General features: G+C 53.8%; 14 protein-coding genes and 1 riboswitch. Of the genes, 8 read left to right on the top strand and 6 right to left on the bottom strand.

All coding sequences use genetic code 11. The features are described 5' to 3' along the window. Positions 1–15 precede the first annotated feature (15 nt). Entirely contained in the window at positions 16–888 is an 873-nt protein-coding gene (locus ACAN54_RS11365; protein WP_379154279.1) for a carbohydrate ABC transporter permease, read from the top strand. A 91-nt stretch (positions 889–979) separates the two neighbouring features. Here the strand turns inward: ACAN54_RS11365 and ACAN54_RS11370 are convergent, their stop codons facing one another. The 6 genes from ACAN54_RS11370 to ACAN54_RS11395 form a co-directional block, all read right to left on the bottom strand. Continuing rightward, positions 980–1456, bottom strand: coding sequence for a DUF2231 domain-containing protein (locus ACAN54_RS11370; RefSeq protein ID WP_379154281.1), 477 nt, complete (start codon positions 1454–1456; stop codon positions 980–982). Positions 1457–1567: 111 nt separating this feature from the next. Continuing rightward, a complete protein-coding gene (locus tag ACAN54_RS11375; protein ID WP_379154283.1) occupies positions 1568–2902 on the bottom strand; it encodes a sensor histidine kinase in 1335 nt (444 codons plus the stop codon). After that, entirely contained in the window at positions 2892–3584 is a 693-nt protein-coding gene (locus ACAN54_RS11380; RefSeq protein WP_379154285.1) for a response regulator transcription factor, read from the bottom strand. The genes ACAN54_RS11375 and ACAN54_RS11380 overlap by 11 nt, the downstream gene beginning before the upstream one ends. A 131-nt stretch (positions 3585–3715) precedes the next feature. Further along, on the bottom strand, positions 3716–5491 hold the full coding sequence (locus tag ACAN54_RS11385) for a hypothetical protein (protein WP_379154287.1): 1776 nt from the start codon (positions 5489–5491) through the stop codon (positions 3716–3718). A gap of 53 nt (positions 5492–5544) precedes the next feature. Further along, positions 5545–6474: a hypothetical protein gene (locus ACAN54_RS11390; protein WP_379154289.1), complete on the bottom strand. Its 930-nt coding sequence runs from the start codon at positions 6472–6474 to the stop codon at positions 5545–5547. Continuing rightward, entirely contained in the window at positions 6461–6613 is a 153-nt protein-coding gene (locus ACAN54_RS11395; protein ID WP_379154291.1) for a hypothetical protein, read from the bottom strand. The genes ACAN54_RS11390 and ACAN54_RS11395 overlap by 14 nt, the downstream gene beginning before the upstream one ends. Before the next feature lie 150 nt (positions 6614–6763). Here ACAN54_RS11395 and ACAN54_RS11400 point away from each other — a divergent pair, with 150 nt between their 5' ends. From ACAN54_RS11400 to ACAN54_RS11430, 7 genes are all read left to right on the top strand, one after another. After that, positions 6764–8581 (top strand): vWA domain-containing protein, encoded by a 1818-nt coding sequence (locus tag ACAN54_RS11400; RefSeq protein WP_379154293.1) that lies wholly within the window; start codon positions 6764–6766, stop codon positions 8579–8581. A 12-nt stretch (positions 8582–8593) separates the two neighbouring features. Next, entirely contained in the window at positions 8594–11983 is a 3390-nt protein-coding gene (locus tag ACAN54_RS11405) for a tubulin-like doman-containing protein (protein ID WP_379154295.1), read from the top strand. A 4-nt stretch (positions 11984–11987) separates the two neighbouring features. Further along, positions 11988–14441 carry an FtsZ/tubulin family protein gene (locus ACAN54_RS11410; RefSeq protein ID WP_379154297.1) on the top strand — a complete coding sequence of 818 codons (2454 nt, stop codon included), beginning with the start codon at positions 11988–11990 and terminating at the stop codon, positions 14439–14441. Between the two features lie 155 nt (positions 14442–14596). Next, complete coding sequence (locus ACAN54_RS11415; protein ID WP_379154299.1) at positions 14597–15874, top strand: vWA domain-containing protein; 1278 nt, start codon at positions 14597–14599, stop codon at positions 15872–15874. Between the two features lie 120 nt (positions 15875–15994). Then, the gene (locus ACAN54_RS11420; protein WP_379154301.1) at positions 15995–16630 is read left to right on the top strand and encodes a beta-mannanase; all 636 of its coding nucleotides are present in this window, start codon (positions 15995–15997) and stop codon (positions 16628–16630) included. Between the two features lie 87 nt (positions 16631–16717). Then, positions 16718–17980, top strand: coding sequence for a hypothetical protein (locus ACAN54_RS11425; protein ID WP_379154303.1), 1263 nt, complete (start codon positions 16718–16720; stop codon positions 17978–17980). Then, positions 17977–21012, top strand: a complete 3036-nt coding sequence (locus ACAN54_RS11430; RefSeq protein WP_379154305.1) for a GAP1-N2 domain-containing protein — start codon at positions 17977–17979, stop codon at positions 21010–21012. The genes ACAN54_RS11425 and ACAN54_RS11430 overlap by 4 nt, the downstream gene beginning before the upstream one ends. Positions 21013–21332: 320 nt before the next feature. Next, a riboswitch (cobalamin riboswitch) is annotated at positions 21333–21522 on the top strand. Positions 21523–21745 lie beyond the last annotated feature (223 nt).

Genomic DNA, 21745 nt, shown 5'->3' on the forward strand with positions numbered 1-21745 from the left:
AAAGGATGACATTCTATGTATCACAAAACGGCGTCTTACCGCATATTCAGTATCTTCAATAATGTCTTCCTGACGGTTATTTCCGTGCTGTGCCTGCTTCCGCTGTATCATTTGCTGATGGTATCCCTCAGTTCGACGGCTCCGGCCAACGCAGGTCTGGTAACCTTTTGGCCTATCGGATTTACAATTGAGGCTTATGCAAAAACATTTAACAACAGCAACTTTCTCTCCTCCTTATGGGTGTCTGTAGAACGGACTGTGCTCGGAACGGCGCTTGCCCTGGTTGTGAATACCATAGCTGCTTACGCGCTCTCCAAGGAAACCCGTGTATTTCGGGCACGGAATATTTATCTCTGGTACTTTGTCGTCACCATGCTGTTCAGCGGCGGGCTGATTCCCGGCTACATTCTGATACTGAAGCTTGGGCTGATGGATTCCCTGATGGCGCTGATCCTTCCGGGACTGGTCGCTGTGTTCAATATTATCCTGCTGCTGAATTTCTTCCGTACGGTGCCAAAGGATCTCGAAGAAGCGTCCTTTATTGACGGGGCTGGGCAGTTCCGGACCTTTTACAGCGTGTATCTGCCGGTTTCCCTGCCTGTACTGGCCACAGTCTCCCTGTTTATTATGGTGGGGCATTGGAATTCCTATTTTGACGGGATTATCTATATCAGGGATGCATCCAAGCTCCCGCTGGCGACCTTTATGCAGACCATTATCGTGCAGGCCGACATGTCGAAGCTTGATCCGACCGCCGTTGCCAATCTGTCGCAGCGGACGATCCGGGCGTCACAAATATTCATCAGTGCCTTGCCGATATTGCTGGTGTATCCTTTTTTACAGCGGTATTTTGTAACCGGGATTGTGGTCGGTGCTGTTAAAGAATAGCCTTTAAAGTACAGCTTATCTGATCAGACGGATAAACCAAAGAAGCCGAGTCTCCCTTTTCAGGTGAGCATCGGCTTCTTTCTTGTGTAGATTATTTATGGTTTCCTTGTACAGGGGGGTTGACCGCAGCACCGTTAGCGGATACGCCTACACCATCTGTATACACCATTTTCCCGCCGTAATATCCGGTTCCGAGCACGAGGCCGCAAGAGACAAGAGAGAGGACCAAGTACAGCACAAGCGGAACCTTTACAAAAGCACGTTTGCCTTTCCAGAACATCAGCAATCTCCATACAACGATCAGAGAAACGGCCCAAGCAGTCAGGGTGGCGAGTGTCTCGTGGGACTCAAAGAATGAAGTCACGCCGCGGGCGTCATCTTCCGGTCCGGTCGCTATAGCGATCCAGGAGCCCACTGCAGCAAGAAGCCACATCCATAACCCTCCGGCAGGATTCAAAGTGCGTTTTTTCAGGGCGATTACCAGATCATACCCAAAACCGATGATGATGAGCGCGATAGGGAAATGTACGACAATCGGGTGGATGTGGTTAAAAACTTCAGAAAACATAGTAAAACCTCCATTTTATTAAAAGATAAGATTTATATGCTTCGCGCAAACAATTATCCTTATCTTTCTCGCTGAAACGGATACCGTCCTTATCGGTCGGCGTAGCCGTTTCTACTTGAGTGGTTGTCTAAGGATTCGTCTGGCTTCAGGAAGGATCACCGTAAATGTGCTCCCCTGATTCAAAGTGCTGGTTACGACGATTCTGCCGCCGTGCCTGCTGACGATCTCGTACGCAATTGCGAGCCCCAGCCCAGTGCCGCCATGCTCTCTTGTTCGGGCTTGATCTACCCGGTAGAACCGTTCGAACAAGTGGGGAAGATCCTCCGCGGAAATCCCGCAGCCCGTATCCTGAATGATTACATTTACAGTGCTGTTGTCATTCCGGGAAATCCCCAGCGTGACCGTGCCTCCTTCCGCAGAGTATTTAATGGCATTGTCCAAAAGAATATATAGAAGCTGGTCAATCTGTTCGCTGTCACCCATACAGGTAAAGGCATCTTCCGTAGCCGCAATGTGGAGCTGCAGCTTCACATTTTTCTCTTGAGCCATAAGCTGCATTCTTGCGGCTGCAAAAGAAAGGCTATGCTGCAGGTCGAATACCTCCTGTCTCATCTGCTGCAGAGAGGCATCATTTCTGGCCAGGGTAAGCAGTTGTCCGGTTAAACGGGTCATACGCTGTATTTCTTCTTTCATATCCTGAAGTACCGTCTGATGGACCGGTGAAAGCTTGTGCTGCTCCTCTTCCAGAATATCTACCGACAGCTGAAGTACACTTAAAGGTGTCCTTAGTTCATGAGAGGCGTAAGCCGTGAATTTCTGCTGTCTTGTGAACGCATGGTTAAGGGGGACCATAGCCCGGCCGGCCAGTATATATCCTACGATGGTGGCCACCGCCAGGAGGAGAAGGGTGATCCCGATGAGAAGCAGCCGCATCTCCTTCAATACATGTTCCTGTTTGCTCACCTCTTCCCCGAGCAAGAGAACAGGGTGCTTATTATCACCTGTCATCACACGCAGTATCGCATAATTCGCTCTGCTGTCCCCCGAAGAGATGCTTAAATGAACATAGTTGTTAATTCCTTGGGCATCCAGCAGCCGCTGGAAGGAAGGTTTGAGCAGCTGGTTATTTTCCCCTGGTGAATGAACGAAGATGGTCCATGAAAGATCTGTAATCACAGCAAATTGGTCACTCTGCAGATATTCCCATTCCATCCGTTGGCTGTTTTCCTGGCGCTGTTCCCGTATTTCCTCCTGTTCCTGCGGCTCCAGGGATGGATGGAGCCATTCGTTTACGGCCTTTTGCCCGGCGGACTCCAGATTATGACGCTCATCCCTATGCAGCACATCCGTTAGTACCCAATAGAAGGAAGCCGCCATGAGGAGCAGGATCAGTCCAATCATGGTGCTGTAAAAGATGGTTAATTGCCTGCGGGTATTAGGTATCATGGCTAGCTCCGGTATCTATCAGGCGGTAGCCTCTTCCATGCACACTCTTTATTAACTTCACGGGGAAGGGGTCATCCACTTTTTTGCGCAGCAGCTTGATCACCGCATCCACCGCATTCAGCGTAACATCGGCATTGTTGCCCCAGACATAATTAAGAATCCGCTCTCTGGACAGCACCTCATCGGGATGGCGCGCCAAAAACTCGAGAAGCTGAAACTCGCGATTGGTCAGGGTAAAAGTGACTCCGGCACGTTCTGCTTCCTGTGTCGCCGGGTTCAGCCGCAGGCCGCTGACCGCATATTGGTTCACATATCCCTGCGTTTGTTTTCTGCGGTCCAGGGAAGTAATGCGGGCCAGTAATTCTTCAAAGGCGAAGGGCTTGATCATATAATCATCCGCCCCGGTGAGCAGTCCGCTGACACGGTCCTCAACCTCGCCGCGTGCGGTCAGCATTAGAATGGCCGTGTTGTCATTCAGACGGCGCTGCTGTCTGCACAGCTCAAGGCCGGTCTTGCCGGGAAGCATCCAGTCCAGAATGTAGAGATCAAATTCTGCGGAAGAGAAGAACACTTCCGCTTCATCCGAGTTGCGGGCCCATTCTGCCAGATGTCCTGCAAGCTGCAGCTTGTATTGGATCATATACCCGAGTTTGGTATCGTCTTCTACTAATAGAATGCGCATGGTTGCCTCCTCAGGAGCTCTATATATGGCTCATTATATCCTGTAATCATGAAAAAATAATGAAATCACTGCAGACACCAAAAGGAGCAGCGTGCATCACTACGCTGCTCCAACAATAGTATTAGAGGGGGTCAGGGAATGGGATTCAGACTCCCGAGCGACTCTACTGCAAATACAGGCACGTACTGCTCTCCTGCATCGGTTCCTGCATAGTCGTAGCCATACTGGAATTGGCCGGTTGCCAAGGCTGGCCCGGTAACCGTGCCCACATTTCCTTGCAGGGCCAGCAAACGCCCATTCGCGCTTGCTACGGGCCGTCCGGTGGAATCGATATAAATATCCACCTTCAGGGTAACGGTCTCCAGGGGATGAAGCTCCAGCTCAGAGGCGTCAATAAGCGGATACTCCTGATAGATTTCGGAGAACTGGTAAGCTCCATTGGTCTGACGGAATATGGCAGTCTGGCCCTCGGAACCGTCACCCATATCTGCATTTGCGACACGGATGGAAGCATCGTCCGGCTGCAGCTCGTAGCTGTTACCGGCAAACGAGAACAGCAGGGAGATTCCTTCAGGCTTGACGGCATAGCCCGTGAAGGAGGTCCGCCCGTCTTCACGGCTGCCTGCAGCCACTACCACGGGTACTTCGGAGTAGGCGGACAATGGGTCATCAAAAGTAAGGCTGCTGAGACTTTCGAAGTCCGGCACAGCATCTCCGGTCCGTGTAGAAACGATGCCGTCATTGCTCAAATCCGCATAGTAAATGTGTCCGCTGCTGTCCGTTCCGGCTACAGCAATCCGTGCACCGTAACGCCCGCTAACGGAGACAACATGCGTATATTTACCCGGCTCCTCCCCGCCGGGCAGGAGCCGGACTGGCTCGGCAATGTTCCATGCGAGCTGTGCTGCGGCGATTTCTGCCGTTGTATCCTGAAGGGGAGCCAGGTCGCTATACCGCTGAATGGCCTCCGCGTACCCGCCACTGCGCACCAGCCGCGCGGCGCTTCGGAGCAGCTTGGAGGTGGTGCTGTCGATTAGAGTCATCACTTTGGAGGAAGCAATACCGGCTGAGGCGGCATATTGGCGGTACGCTGCAGCATGAGTGGAGAAGGCGGCAATCTGGTCACCATCCACATCTTTGTCCAGAATGATCTTGGCGCTCTTCTCAACCTGGCTGGCTATCCAAGGTGCTGTGTAGCTGTGGCTGCTGTAGGCACTGTTAAGGGACAACGCGAAATCCAGCATGGGAGAGAAGTTGCCTGCTGCTGCTAGAGCCTTGAGCCGGGTGGAGTCATGCACTTGGAATTGTGTATCCAGCAATTCTTTTTTGGCATCAGCTCCGCCTAAATATACATCGGGGATCCGAAGCAAATTCCATTTGAAGCTGTCATCGTCATTACCAGTATTGCTCTGGCTGGCTTGCAGCTCGGCAATGAACTGTCCCTTGAACTGCTGAAAACCTGTCCCCAGTTGATCCGAAATGCCTGAATCCGCTGACAGCTGGCGATAAAAAGCTTCATAGGGTCCGCCTGGTTTCAAATATTGGCTTTTCAGATTCACCAGAGAGGCATAGCTCTCCATAAAGCCGCCAAAATCCTTGGTCACCAGTTGGTCTTTAATCTTAAGTACCAGAGTGCTCAGTCCGCTGCGGATGGCCGTAATCGGAGCCAGCTCCTTAAGCCTTGCGGCAATTTGTCCTTCTTTGTAGAGAATGGAAGCATTCGATGCCGCCAGGCGGTACTGATTCTCTGCGGAAATAAGGTCACCGGCGGCATAGAGTCGCTCCGCTTCCCTCACGGTCTCTATCTTGTTCTGGAGCCTGAGGCCCTTCTGCCCCAGCAGCACCAGCATGAGCATACACAAAATGATCATAATATTCCGCAGGGTTAAGGCTTGTTTGATCGTCATACTATAGCAGCCCCTTTGTAATTCCAGTACTTATCCGGCTTGCAGTACTCTATTTAGAAATCGGGGTCCCAGCGGTATTTGGCTTCACGGACTTCCGCCACCTTGAGGTCGAGCCCGTTCCAGGCCTCGTAGGGACTGGCGGATATCATTCTGCTCAGACGCAAAAAACGGTCCTTAGGCAGATCCTGTATGTATCTCCCGATCATGCCGGAGTAGAGCAGTGCGTAACGCTTCAGCCGCACTGCCGCTCCAGCTACAGCAGCCAGAATGGCTGCGCCTTTATCCATTTGAAGAATCTGTACTTCGTAGGTTTTGACATAGCGCAGTGTGCGGTCCTTGATAAGCTCCGGACGCACTTTGGCAATCTCGCCGATATATTCAGCGAGTAGCGGTTCGAAGTCCTTAAGCAGCAGCTGCTCTAGCTCCAGATTCATATCCTTGCGTAGCTGGAAACCGTGCAGCAGAGCGACACGCTGGCGGGCGACCCGGTCGCCGCGCAGCAGGACCGAGAGTTCGCGCAGCTTCTCATAGGCCAGCACATCGTTCTCACGCAGTACAGATACTGCCTCCTGGCGGTTGATCTCCAGGCCTTCCCTGATGCTGTCTATGTTACGGCCCAGCAGCTCATTCAGGGCATACAGATTTTCGTTCTGCCGCACTTTCCGCTGCATGAACAAGAGCAGACCGGCCAGAACGATGCCACCGGCACCGCACAAGGCCATCTGCTGCAGGCTTTGGCCGAAATAGACCGATCCCAGGGTGAGCAGCAGAACGAGCAGAAGCCGCGTATGCATTTTGCGTCCCGCTAGGGAAACAGACTGCTTCTCCACCGGGGTCAGCGAGGCATGGCCGCATTTGCTGCACCGTTCTTCACCGAGCGCAGTATAACGGCCGCACCGGCGGCAGATACGCAGCTTGTCAAAGGCATACCTTGGAGTCTTGAAGGGCCGGAACGTCACGGGTTTCTTCTTATTTACCGGCATGGTCGCCTCCGTTCAGCGCAGCGAGCAAGCGCTCCTCAATATCATCACGGGTCAGCGGTTTTCGCTGCCGGAAGGCATAGATAATCATCTGAATAACTGCATAAAGAAACGTAATGCCGAGAATGGCGTATGAAATCATGTAACTCTTCCTTTCTGGTTGGAAGCTGGCCGCCCTAAAGTTGAAGTTTGCAAGGTTTAATTATATCATAATGGCATGCTATTGACAGAATTTAGCTATACCGACAACCCTGCCGTATTTGCCTAATTTAACACAAGAGGAGCCCTATTTATGCTTCGTACACCGATTCATATTTCAAAAACAGCCAAGAACATACTGCGGCATGTTCTCCCGCTGCTGCTGGTATTGTGCATCGCAGCTGCGCCGTTTGCAGCCGGGACAGCCCGCGCGGCATCACCCGCACCTTCCCATATTGATGCTGTACTGCTGATTGATGTCAGCAATTCAATGAATAAGAGTGACAAGAACAAGATTGCAAATGAAGCGATGAAAATGTTCATAGATATGCTATCCGCGCAAGGGGATAAGGTCGGAATTGTGGCCTATACCGACAAGGTGCAGCGGGAGAAGGCCCTGCTGCAAATCGGCTCCGCTGCCGACAAACAGGATTTGAAAGATTTCATTGACGGTCTGGACCGGGGCGCCTATACGGATATTGCCGTCGGGATGGAAGAGGCTGTAAAGGTACTGGAGAACGGCAGCGACCCGGCACATGAGCCGATGATCGTCATGCTGGCTGACGGCAACAATGATCTTAATGAAGCAACTGGCCGCACGCAGAGCCAGTCGGATCAGGAATTGGACGCTGCGGTAGCAACCGCCAAGCAGAAAGGCTACCCGGTCTATACTATAGGTCTTAATGCTGATGGAAAGCTGAATAAGGAGATTCTGGCCGGGCTATCCGACCAGACAGGCGGCAAGGCGTTCACCACCGATTCGGCGGATGACCTTCCGCAGATTCTCAGCGAAATTTTTGCCGACCATTTGAAACTGAAGGTGGTTCCGGTACAATCCATCACAGCCAACGGCAGCTACCAGGAGGTCACAGTAAATGTTCCTAATGGAAGCGTGCTGGAGGCGAATATCTCCATTATGTCTGCACAGCCGGTTACGGCGAAGCTTAGTGATCCCTCCGGCAAGGAAGTGGCTATTCCGTCTAAAGATGTGCTGCTCTCCAAGTCCAGCTCGTACAGCTTGATCAAGCTGCTGTCCCCGGAGCAAGGGGACTGGAAGCTTCAGGTCAAGGGTGTGCCGAAGGATAAGATCGATATTAATCTTGTATTCAACTATGATCTCGAGCTGAAGCTGGACGCACTTTCATCCAAAACCTACCAGAAAGGCGATACTGTAGATATCTCATCCCATCTGTTCAGCAATGGGACTCAGGTTACGCTCAGCAATTTGTATCAAGATATGAAGGCGGTGCTGCTTGTCACGGATACCGATACGGGTCAAGTGCTGGAGCTTCCGATGGATAACACCGGTGCGGTGTTCAAGGGTTCTTATAAGATTGCCGAGAACCATAAGTATGAGCTGAAGGTGCGGGCGGAGGAGAGCAGCTTCTACCGCGAAAGTGATGTGCTTGCGATCAATGCCAAGACAGGGACGGTGGCTACCGCCCCGCCAGCAGGAACGGGCAACGCTGAGCCTGCACAGGATAACTCTTCTAATAAAACGCTCTACTACATTATCGGCGGTGTTGTACTGGTACTGGCGGCGGCAGTGGTGCTGTGGATGCTCCGCCAAAAGTCAAACCGCGGATTCGTAGGGCAGATGATAGTGGAAGTTCTGGACGGCAATACCGGCGAGAAAACCTATCCGCAGTACAAGAAGCTCTCAGCTTTCCGGGGCAGATTCACCCTGCATCAGCTGCTGCAGCTGGCGCCTGAGCTGAAAGAGAGCGAGAAGCTTGTATTTACGCCGGGCAACAATGACCGTCTCATGCTGCGCGGCAGCGAGGGGATTTCGGTCGAAAAATCAGGACGCGCAGCCGATGTGACGCGCGGCCTGGAACTGAAGAGCGGCGACCGTATTTCCGTAGCCCTGGCTACGGTGGACAAGACGATTTTACTGGAGTATTTGATATAAGGGGGAGCACTTATGAAACCGGTAGTTAGAGAACATATTCAGCAGCTTGACGTATCGCTGGGCGGAGGAATCGTCAGCGACAAAATCCGGGTAGATACGATTGATAACCCTATCCTCATTATTGGCCTTGGCGGTACGGGCATTGACGCCCTGCTGCGGCTGAAATATCAGATTAACCGACGCTTCAAGCTGCCGGAGGATCCGTTGTCCAAGAAGAAACGGGATAAGCCCGATAATGTGGAGTTCCTTGCATTCGAGACTAATGAGCAGGATCGGGGGAAGAGGTACAAGGGCATCGGCCTCGACCCGCAGAATGAATTTGTGCTGCTGGCTAATGCAGAAATCGGCGGACTGCTGCAGAACCGCAGTATTTTGGAGCCTTACATTACGGATTGGCTGTCGCCGGAGCTGAGTATTACCGATGGCATGAACGGAGCTGCCGGAGTGCGCCAGGCCGGACGCCTGCTGCTGTTCACGAAGATCAACCAGGTTGTAGCGGCTATCGACAAGAAGATTAAGACGCTGTCTGTCGGCACCAGCAAGAAGCTGATGGTATTCCTGCTGACCGGCTTGTCCGGCGGAACAGGCAGCGGTGCTTTTCTGGATATCGCCTATATCGTACGCGGGATTATTGAACGGGACTATGGCTCAGCCGGTATCGACCGTGTGAATACGCTTGGATATCTGTTTACACCGGATGTGAATCTGGCGAACAAAAGCCTGAGCGAGCATACCCGCGAATATATCCGCAAGAATGGCTATGCGGCGCTCAAAGAGCTGGACTACTGGATGAACGTGGATAGCCGGGGGGAGCGGTTCCGCCAGCAGTACGGCAATATCCTGACCGTGAATTCGCCGCTGCCTCCGTTCAACCTGTGCCATCTGATCTCCGCGACTAATACCGAAGGCAAGCTGCTGGAGAATGCCTATGACTACTGCATGAATGTAACTGCGGAGAATATCACGAACTTCATGGCCAGCGAGGAAAAGCAGTCGGGTGAGGAATTCGCCATCCACGACTATATCAGCAACATCCGCACGAATATTGCGCAGATGAACAAGACGTATCCTGCCAATTATGAATACAACATCATCGGTGCTTCGTCTGCAGTACTGCCGATTGAGGAAATGACAACGTATCTGGCATTCCGCCTGTTTGACAAGATGGACAAAATGTTCCAGCAGGCTCCGGGACAGGAGGATGTGGAGAAGCTTGCGCGCAAGCTTGGGATTGATCTCGACAGCATGATCAAGACCTTCGAATCCCGTGTGCCAGAGCCGCTGCCCGGCTATGAGAACAGTGAACGCCTGAGCCACAGCAATGTCATTAAGCACCAGGTGGTGGACATGGATACGGAGCTGGAGCAGAACTTTCTGGCCCGTGCCCGTGAGGAATATATCAAGTCCAAGAAGCAGCTTCCCGGAGAGATTACCGCACGCTTCGGCGAGGAGCTGGAGCGTATCTTCCTGCATCCCGAGCAAGGTCCGTTCTATGTGTCACGGCTGCTCTATACCGAGAAGGGTTTCTGTATTCTGAAGCTGATTCAGTCCTATATTGAGGCGCTGCGCGAGAGCCTGCTGCGTCTGCCGCGCGATATTGAGACAGCGCAGGACAGCGCGCAGGAGAAGCTGGGCGATGCGCGGAGCGCTTTTGTCTCCAAAGAGAAGAAGAAGAATGCCTATATTGAAGCCAAGATCAATGAGTACTGGCTTCATGCCGACGTGGAACGCACTGAGCAGATGATTGAGTTCTATGAAGACCTGTTTGAGCTGCTGAATGAAGAGAATAACCGGATTTACGGTGTATTCACAGAGATCCTCAGTGCGCTTAGCACGATCTTCGAGAAGAATGGCGACATTCTGATTAATGGCGAAGAGCAGGCCGACCAAAAAGGCAACAAAACCTACTATTGGAATATCGTTAACGTGCCGGATATTGCCTCTACCATTTCCAAAGTGATGGATCAAAAGGATGGCGACGATCTGATCCGTGACTTCACACGGGAGATGCTGAAGCATTCCGGGCGCTGGGTCAAGGAGCAGGAAATCGACATCGTACGCTCTATTTCAGAGTTCCTAAGTGATAAATTCGGTGACCTGATTACCCGTTCCATGGAAGAATTCCTGGTGATGAAATATGGCCGTGAAGAGCCGCTGGACAAATTCGTGGAGCGGATTATCGCCGGACGTCTGGATGAGGATGCAGTGCCGATCTTCCACCTCAGTAACAGCTCCGGCAGTTTGCATTTTCCTTCGTGGGGTTTTGTCTCTGTACCGGTTAAGGCACCGGGCATTCTTAAGGGAATCCGGAATTACCAGAACAATGCGCTGGGCAAATCGCAGTTTACAATTAAGGAAAGCGAAGTCAAGAACCGGATATTCTGGCTCAATACGCGTAATGGGGTGCCGCTGTTCGTATATACGCCTCTTCGGGTATTCGAGGAGAATTATGAACGGACGATTCTGGACAAGGAAGGCATCGGCCGCCATCTGGTGATGACTGACAAGGACAACTGGACCTATCTGCCTTCGCCGATTCCGGAGAAATCATGGGGCGATACCTACATTAATACCCGTGTCCGGGATTATAATGCCAGAATCCGGGCTGATTTTGCCAGAGCGCTGGAGATCGGGGTTATTATTGAAAAAGGCCTCGACGAAAATACCAGCAGCCGCTTCTCAGTCGTCTTCACCAAGTCGTTTGATGTGGATAAAATGCTTAGCGGCTACGACCTGCAGCTTGGTATGTCGCGTCCGAATCTTGGCGAAGTGAAAAAGGCGGCCGATGAGCTGAAGTCGCTGCGGGTAAGCGGACTGGAACGCGAAGGGGTTAAAGACATTTTTGGCAGCATCAATAAGGATCTGGCCCAGGAAAATCTCATTCGTTCGCCGCAGTTGATTACGCGGGTCCGGGAGGAATTGGCCAAATATGATGCGCTGGCAGCGAAGGCGACCGAGCTGGATGGACTGCTCCATCAATATCTCGATGAAGACAAGTGGATCGATCAGTTTATGGAAGCTCTATATACGGATACCATCACCAAAAAGGGTGCCCTCTACGTCTATGACCGTGACGAGGACGAGGATGCCTGGGAGCCGTTCGCCAACTTAATGAAGGAACGCAGCTATGTGGAGTATGCCGTCTACCGCCATTTCCGCGGACTGGATGAGAAAAGCCGCAGCGTCTTGCTGCGCAAGGCGGCGCGCCGTGCCGGGGAAATGACTGCAGCGGAGGATGTGACTCCGCTGCTGTATAAGCTGGAAGGTCTGTATGTCACCTTCCTGGAAGCACGCGACAGTCTGGAATATGAGCGGGTAGAGTATGCGGACGGCGATGAAATGTACAGCTTCTACAAGAGCCTGACCGGCAAGCTTGGCAGCATCCGTAGAAAGCTGAAGTAGCCCTATGATCAAAGCACAGGCGTTAACCTATTCACAGCAATATGCGGCGCAGGAAGAGGCGCAGCGCAGTAAAGGGGACGGGCGCAGCAGTATTCATTATCCTGCCCTGTTCCTGTTCCTGGGTGACAAGGTGGCTCCGGCCATCGGCCCGGTGCTGGACAGCTGTGAGCGGAAATGGGACAATGCGGGCGGTATTATGGCGCTGCATGCCGCGTCCGGTGTGGACACAAGACAGACTGGCGGTGGCACTGAGGCTCACGGTCAGGTTCAGATTGAAGCCGGAAATGCCCGTTACGGAGATCAGGTGCAGTCTGAAAGCGGCAGAAGAGAGCGTGTTCTGGCCATGGCTCTGCCGGAAACGGCGGGGCGTGATCCCCGCACCGTTCGTCAGGATATCTATCGCGAGTTTCAGGAAGATCGCCGGTTCCTGGCCGGAATGAACCGGATCCTGCGGCGTTTAAGCAACAGCATAGCCGATTATGGACGGCTCTATTCTTCATTTGACGTCATCCATCTCACAATTATTACACGGGTTGATGACCCGCTTAATGTGCTGCTGCCGGAGGTTGCCCTGCTGGCCCGCGCTGTGCTCAGCCAATCGTTCAAGTCGGTGCAGACCGACCTGTACGCGCTGATCAATGAGCGGGAGCAGGGGGACAACTTTGGCTATTCCAGCTCGGTCGGGCTGGCTTTTCTGCGTGAGTTGGACGGGATGCAGCAGCCGGATTATGCCTTCAGTGCTCCATTACTGGTCACAGAGGACGGGTTGTCCATACCGGTGGCCCATAATCCTTCTCCGCTGTTCGATCTCGTCTATCTGCTCTCAGACAAGAATGAGCGGGGCATGATGTCCGCTCATGGCATGGACGACAACTATGCAATCATCGCTCATATCAGCCTGCTCAAGAACCGTGTACGTCCGGCTACAGATACGGCTACGGGACACGGCGGCTACAATAATATGACCTTCAAAAGCGGTATCCGGGGCAGCTCCGGAAGACAGGGGTATGCCTCCGCCGGGTTCTCGGCAGTGCGCAGGCCGAACCGGCAAATCGCTCTCGCGGTGCTGGCTCATGCTTTTCATTATCTGGCCGAAGCCCTGAAGGAAGGCGGGAACGTCAGTCTGCGCGAGCGGCAGGCATTGCTTGGCCTAAGCGCCGATTCCCTGCGGGAACGGACAGCTTCGCTGCTACCGGATGAGGCGGGAATTGAAGAGATGACCGGGCTGATGAGTCACGGCCGGCCCTCTTATAGTGAGCTGAAGCCGCTGTCGCTGCGCGAGGCCGAAGTGTTGCTGTTCGGAGACGGCGGGCAGGCCTATTTCCGCAGCAACTTTGCGGAGGTGGCATCGCGGCGGGCAGCGGCTTTGGACCCTGCCCGCGAGTGGGCCGCTGTACTGGCGGGTCAGGAACAGACGGTTCCGCCGCTGACCTTCTACCAGCTGGCGGAATGGACCGCCGAGCAGGGCGGCGGCAGTGTGCTGCATGCGCTGCGCCAGCATATGGCCGGACTCCGGTCGGCGATTCTCTCCGCGCAGGAGGAGCTGGACCAGCTCTACGCGGAGAGCGTGGAGCGCCAGCCGTTCCAGCGTGTGCCGCTGCTGGACAAACGGACGGTGCGCAATTTCATTCATTATTTATTCGCAAGTGTATATGGCAGGAAATATGAGCTGCTGCGCATGGAGAGTGAGCTCGCGCTATGCCTGCGCTACGATGAGGCGCTGGAGCAACTGCATGCGGACAGCAAAGCCAAGGTGTCAACCATGGAGGCGCTGGATGAGGAGCTGCGCAGCCTGGCGCTTGCCAGCATCGGCCGCACAAGCGAGACGGTGGAACAGAACATTATGGAGTATTACCGGACCGTCACGGAAGAAGTTATGCGGGATATAGAAGCGCGGCGGGGTCCCGGTGTTTTCTTCAGCGAGCGTTTCCTGGGGAGTGTCTCCGAGCTGCTTCGCCAAGGAGAGGCCGCAGTAGCTGAACGGCTGATTGAGTTGTGCCGCCGCGAGCTGCTGACGGCGGAGCCGTTCGCATTGCCGTTTGAGGAAGAACTGCTGCGGCGCGCCAATGTCGCGGCGGCTTACGAGAACCGTGAGATTGTCTCCAAGGAGGAGCTGTTCAAACGGCTCTACCGCAGCCTGGAGGAAGAAGCGAGCATCAACGTCCGCTTGTTCGAATATACGCAGGAGCACCGTCATGAGGAGAAATATTTCTTCGGTGACAGCGGCTCCGAATTCCTGCGTTATGCCTTCAGTGCCGATGAGACGACTCGCATATACCGTCTCGGTTTGGTGCATGAACAGCGCAGAAGCGGTGTCGAGAAGCTGAACCTGATGGGCGGCTTCCATCTGGAGGATCTGCTCTACTACCGCAACGGCAAAGTCTACTATGAGACCTACGCGAGCAACGGTTACCGGCTGCACGGAGTAGCCGAGGACCAGTTACCAGAGCTGAGATAGATGGAGTGGAAGCAGATCGGGATGGGCAGGGCCTGAGTGCTTATTGCAGAATTCCACTGGTGTAGCGGGCATTCAATTGCTGAAGGTGCAATTGAATAGTGCCACAAGAAGTCATATCTGCTCAATTCAAGCTTTTCCGGGAAAGGATGGTATCGATGCAGCGAAAAATCAATCTGCTATTGCTCCTCTTCAGTCTGCTGGGCGGTGGGGTTGCCTTTGTGCTGGGTGAGCTGCTGCTGGACAGCAGGCCTTATGATCTGCCGTCGATTGTACTGATCGGCATCTATTTTGCTATTGTGGCCCTTGGGGTCGGAGTGGGCAGCTTGCTTGCAGAGATCATTTCACCCAGACTGAACGGCTTGTCGTGGAAGCAGCGATATCTGGGGTTATCTTGGAAGCTGCTGCCTTTGACGCTGGTGCTGCTGTTCGCGGTTGGTACACTAACCGAATTCGTGTACGAGCTGAACTTCGGCGGAGTGCGACCGGTAAAAGATGTAGTCATGGTCATTGATGACTCTGGCAGCATGATGCAGAGCGATCCGGGCAACAGCCGCTACACGGCTGCAGAAGCATTGGTACAGCGCATGGATGAAGATAACCGGGTGGCAGTAGTAACGTTCAGTCAAGACGCCTCGGTGGTTCAGCCGCTGGTCCCGCTATCCAGCTCAGCGAACCGGGAAAAGGTAACCTCAGTCATCCGCAGTCTGCAGACTACAGAAGGCGGTACGAACTTCAGAGGTGCGCTTGCGGAAGCTATGGGTGTCATTAACAGTGACAATCCATCCGGGCGTGGAGCTATGGTTATTATGCTGTCCGACGGTTTCAGCCAATTGGATACCTCGAAGGAGCTTGCGGAGTATGTGGACCGCGGGATTAAGGTCAATACTATTGGTCTTGCACTGGATGATCCTTCGGGAGCAGCTTTGCTTCAGGATATCGCAACCACCACCGGCGGGCAGTATTATGATGTGACGAATGCGGAGCTCCTGGGCGGTGTGTTTCAACAAATCTATGACCGGCTGGGCGACCGGACGCTGCTGACGGTTCGCAGTGATTCAACGGCAGACAGCCCGTATTATGCCGGGGTGCGCATTCTGGCGCTGCTGCTTATAGGTACGGCTCTCGGGATCGGACTTGGCATTGTGTTTGACAACCGTCATCTGGCGCGGAGCTTTGGAGTAGGCGGCGCAGTATCCGGCCTGTTCGCCGGGCTGATTCTGGAATTTGGCCTGGACGGCCATGCCTTCGGGGACGCCATGACCCGGCTGTTGGCACTGCTTGTTCTAACGGCTGTGATTGCCTTGTTCACCTATGTGATTCCTGTCGGAGAAGGACGACTTTCCCGCAAAAGAGGAAGAAGTTCAGAAGGCCCCGGATCAACGACGAAAGGCTTACCATCCCCGCGTAGAAATCGGGGCAGCAAAGGGTTTTAACGCGGTTGCCAGAAAATCAGCTCGAATAATCGGGAGAAGAGCTTGGGTAACAGTTGTGAAGTCAAAGGGTTGGCAGATTGAAAAAAGAAGTTGATAAAGACGGCGAAAGGAGCCTACAGCATGAGGTACGCCGAAGTTGTTTCCTCCACATCGGCAATTACGGAGGTGACCTCCCGGGTGGAGGACAGGTTCTGTACGCTGCGTTGGCGGTGGCCGGACAGTGTGCAGGCGGTTTACATTCATAAGGCACCTGCGGAAGCGCCGGATAGCGGAGAGCTTCCGCCTTCCGGCATGAAGCTATACACCCGGGAGGAGTATAAGGCCAATAACGGATACCGCGACCGGCTGGACGACATCGGACTGATTGCATATACCGTGTATGCCCGGCTTACGGATGGAGGGGACACCCTGCTTGTACGCCAGCGTGATGGTGCGAACCGGACACTGGTCAGTGCGGGCAAAGCGCGAATCTATTACTCCATCCAGCAGAGAAAAAGCTTGTTCGGCAAGCAAAAAACAGTACATATGACGCTTACGGCCGAAGTGCCCGTATCCAAAGACGTACTGTGCTATGTGAAAAAAAGGGGCGGATTTCCGGCATCCAAAGAGGACGGTGTGCTCTTCCCGTTTGTCCAGGATTTCGCCGCCGGACGCAACGTTCTGCCGCCGATTGAAATCGGCAAGGAGGACACTGTCCGCATCTTTTTTACGGATGGCCGCAAATACGGTTTGTATTACGAACTGGTGCCGGAGTGAGCAGGACGGATACTTGGTTGAGAGGGCTCGCGGGAGCGGGTCGCTGCTCATCAGCAAGTTCAACAAACACATACAGGAGGACAAGAGATGTCTTTTTTCAACCGGTTTAAAAAAAAGAATCAGCCGCAGGTGCGGCCGCTTTTTTATGATATTGTCTGTCCGTATTGCTTCACCCGGTTCCAGCCGGAGGATGTTGTCTTTCGGGCTATGCACAGCCGCGAGGATGACGAGAATTATGCGCTGGGCGAAGACGATGCGCTGAATAAATACCGTGAGCGCTTCGGCCTCGATACGGTTGACGATATGGAAGCCATTCTGAATCCGGCAGATATTCCGGAGGAGTACCACCATTATACGGACCATGTACTGACCGGCATCACCGACCGCTATGGGGTGCTTACGCGCAGACGGCTCTGCCCGTCCTGCCACAATGAGCTGCCCGTGACGGCAGGCAAGGTGCCAAGCAATATTATTTCGATCATCGGCGCTTCCCAGGTCGGGAAGTCGGTGTATATGACCTCGTTGATCCATACGCTCCAGCATACGACGGCGGGGCATTTTGACGCGGCCTGCATGCCGCTTAATGCCGAGATCAGCCGCAAATTCCGTACGTTGTACGAAGAACCGCTGTTTGAACGGGGCGATCTGCTGGCTTCAACCCAGAAGGAGAAAATGCAGGAGCCGTTTATTTTCCAATTTGTATTCAAGGATGAATCCAAACCCCCGCTGACACTGGTATTCTTCGATGTTGCCGGTGAAGGGATGGTGGATCAGGATTATCTTGGGCTGCACGGCCAGCATATCAAGAACTCCGCGGGCATCCTGTTCATGGTCGATCCGCTGCAGATCCGCTCGGTCCGCGAGAAGATCCGCATCAACTTCGGGGACCGTCCGGGTGAATGGGTCTCGCAGTATGACGAGCCGCGGGATGTGGTGCTGACCATGTTCGGCGATTTCATCGCCTACCAGGAGAAGAGCAAAACCGATATTCCTACCGCTGTAGTGCTCGCCAAAAGCGACATGCTGCATTCCCTTAAGGATGAGGACGGCGACTACATCAAGTCCAACAGCAATGTATTCAACAACTATGTGCACCGCAAAACGCTCAATCTGGATGAGTTCCACAACATTGACGGTGAAATCCGCCGCTTCATTGAGAAGGTGGACCGTCCGTTCAAGGATACGATGGATGTGTATTTTGCGAATACGGGGTATTTTGCCGTCTCCGCACTGGGCAGCAATCCCGTGAATCAAAGGATAGAAGGTGTAGTCAGCCCAATCCGTGTGGATGAGCCTTTCATCTGGCTGCTGCACAAACTGAACTATATTGAGGGGAGCGACGGGCCGTGAACAGATTTTCAGGGTCCATGATCACCCAGCAGATGTATACCCGGGAGCGGCGCGGCGTGTACCGGACGACAGAAGGATTTGATACGGTAGCGAAGTCGGAGAGCCTGGACAATAATTTCATCAAAAAAATACTGCATCCCTTTTGCCTCTACGATGCTCCGGCAGAGCTGACGGCGCGCGGCGAGAAGGATGAAACGCAGTACCCTGCCGCCCTGCATCTGTTTCATACGGAAACGAATGATACCGTGATAGGGCAGAGCCGGTATTTGGTAGCCGATTTCACAGGGCAGCGGAGCGCTTTTTTTGCCCATAATTTCGTGGTGCCGCCCATCCGCTCTGAGGAGATTCTCGAGGGATACGGGCAATGGCTGAATGCCGGGTTTGCGCGGAGCTATGAGGGAGAGCCAGGCGGGATACTGCCTGAACTGGAAGCTATACCGGTAGAGGGCCGTGTGCATGCTGCGGACCCGCTGACCGTGCTCGGCAGCCTCGGCTTCACCGAGGAGCTGTTCAAAGCCTTACTGCAGGCGGTCATGCTGTCTGTAGCCGGGAAGAAAAAGATCTATGTGGCGCTCGATGTACCGATCAGTGAGTTGTCGCAGCGTGCGGTGGAGCTGACGGAGGTCATCTATGCTTCCCTGCCGTATGACTTCCGCCGCAGGCTGGGAGTGATCACTTATGCCAAAGAGCCGCAAAGCCGCAAATATATTCACCTGACCTTTGTGGAGAAGGGCTCCTTACGCCCGGGTGACCGCAATATTGAGAAGGATTATATCTTCGATCTGGCAAGCGGGCGGGTGCTTAATGCCGATTTCGGCGAGTCCCGGCAGACGTATGCAGACCTTGCGTGGAAGGCGCTTGGGCAAAAGGGCGGCGTTCTCAAAGATTTCGCCAGATTTGCCGATTCCCTGCTGCCTGGCGAAAGTGTGGACCGCAAGTTGTCACTGGCACTCTACAATGAGCTGGCTGTATTCTATGAGATTGAACAGGGCAATGAAGCCTTATATACAGAGAATAAGAATGCTGTGCTTGGCGGCCTGCTGTCCTACCTGAAGCCGGAAGGGGCGCTGGAATCCCGGGTCCGGCTGAACGACATGTTCCTGGAGCGGTTTGACCGCGAATATGATCTGATCCGCAAGAACGGGATTCCGTCGCCGGAGATTCTGGAACGGTTCAAGGAGTATTTTGCGCTGCCGGGCCATAACTACCGGGTCAAAGTCATCGATTATTTCATTAACGGGATGCTGAATTGCCGGAACGCAGGCCGAGAAGATGTGCTGGCTGCGGCCTACGGTATAATTGAGAGCGATGATGCGCTGAGTGAGGATTTCTTCAAAAGAATACTGCCTCAGACGATCTTCCGCAAAGCGCTGTTTGAACCGTATCTGGAATCCAGACTTGCCGCGGCAGCCGGAACGGCAGATGTGCTGCGTATAGTAGCCCACTTCGGCCGGCTTCTGCCGGAGGTGCTGCAGCAGGTTTTTGTACGCGATATGGTTAAGGAATATTTGCTGGAGATGCTGCAGCGGGACAATGATCCGGTTGCTGCGGTAGCCATGGTGCATGAGTCGATCCAGAAGGCGGAGAAGGACCGGCGCAAAGGCGGCGGAATCCATCCTGAGGCCTTGTCGCTGCTGCAGGAGCTGGGAACGGCTGCTGACCGCTTCCTGCTGAACCGGATCTCGCTGGACGAGCTCTCCTTGGAGCAGCTGCTGGAGATTTCTTTCCTGCGCTACCGGGATACGGCAGACTGGCAGCCCCCGCTGGATGCTATAGCGAAGCGTAAAGCTAATGCTCTGCGCGCTGCGTACCGCTGGTTCGGAGAGGAGAAGCCGGATGAGGAGATTTTTGCCGGGTTGTCTCCCCGAGAGCTGGATGATGTGCAGCTGCTCGGACGGCGCTGGTTGAAGGAATCGCACAGTATTGAGCCATTCGAACGTGTGCCATTGGCCTTTTATCATAATAGTGAGCGGCAGGATGGACCGCTGGATTATGAGACGCTGATGGAACTGCTGAAGCGCAAGGCGGGCGGGGATAAAGAGACGATCTACCGTTTCCTAGCCTGGTCGCAGGGCAATCCGCTATTTTCGATTTCGAATAAAAAGCTCTGGCCCGGGTATCGCCGGGCCGTTCTGAAGTACTTCCTGAACAGTGACCGCGAGGCGTTCAAAAGCCGCGAATTCCGCAAAAGCTATGCCGCCGCCGCAGGCCCGGCACTGCAAAATGTATACAACGAAGCGCGCTCCCAGCTGGCTTCGCCGCTGGCGCGGTGGGTTAGCCGCAGCCGATTTCAGATCCTGATCTCCGGCAGCATCCTGGGTATCATACTGATTATTGCCATCATCGCAATGAGCATGCTGCGCGGCAGCGGGGATACCGCTGCGCCGGCTGCGACCCTGAGCCCGGTTCGGGGCACCACCACGGATGCGGGGGGACAAGTTCAAGCCCCAGCCTCTGTACGGCTTGCCGGCAGCGGGAACGAAGGCAGCGGAACAGCAGGCGGCGGAAATGAAAACGCCAAGCTGGTGTTCAGCTTTGCCGATGAGGCGGATTGTATCGCATTCAAGCCGGCGCAGATCATTGTGATGTCCGGTAACAACGTTACGGACACTTACAAGGTTGTAGCAACTGCGAGCAGTTGCCTGGCCGCCGGAGCTGACGGCGGGACTGGGGAAGCAGCCGCAGGGAACAGCGGCGGCGCTGGTGAAGCAGCCTCAGGGGACGGCGGCGGCACGGGTGAAGCTGCCGCAGGGAACAGCGGCGGCATGGGTGAGGCAGCCGCCTCCCCGACAGCGGGAGCTTTGGGCGCGGGAACTCCTGCGCCCGTATATGAGGTGACGGTGGAGCTGGAGTCTGGAGCGAAGCTGGCGGAAGGTGATGTAATCACCGCCGGAGGCTATACGCTGAAGCTGCAGGCTAGTTCGGAGAGTACTCTGGATAGTACTCCAGATAGTAATCCAGATAGTACGCCAGAGGCTACAACTGGGATCGAGCCTACTCCTTCAGCCAGCCCGGGGGCGGATGGGAAATAAACAGCAGATTAGATTCTGTTATGTATAAGAAGTCACGGAAATTTTATTCCTATTCTGCTGTACAGAATACAATCAACCTGCAAATGCTGGTTCTCACTGGCAGTTAAGAATAACTAATTACAATCCTGAACTGCGTGATATGCCGTACTAGCCCGGTATATCACGCTGTTCAGTTTTTTTTGAAGTGAAGGGATAGGGGCGGCACAGAATTGAAACAGCTTGTCTATAGACATACAGGGAAATAGTAGATATGATTATGAATATTAAAATTTAATAAGCTTTAGAAAAAGGTGCGGATTTTCTTAGAAACGAGCTCTGCCTTTATATGGCGGCAAAGCGGTTTCTTTGTATGTAATCTGCTTAAAAGGGAAGGCCGGTGTAAGTCCGGCGCGGTCCCGCCACTGTAAATGCGGAGCAACTCTTGAAATGCCACTGTCTGCTGTTAGGATGGGAAGGCAAGGGAAGCAATGAAGCATGAGCCAGGAGACCTGCCTTTTTCGCTGTTGTTTCTATTCTTCGGGGGTAAGAATGCGGAACAGGTGCAATACAAGCAGACGGCTGCTTAAGAGTAATATCGTATAGCCGCCGCGCATTTTGTATCCTTCCCCGGCCGCCCTGTACAGGGCGGTCTTTTATGTGAATATAAGGATTTATACGCATCACGCCATTGATTATCCTTATATTTCCCGCAGAAACGGATACCGTCCTTATAAGGACGGCGCAGCCGTATCTG

Source organism: Paenibacillus diazotrophicus, from assembly GCF_042610465.1.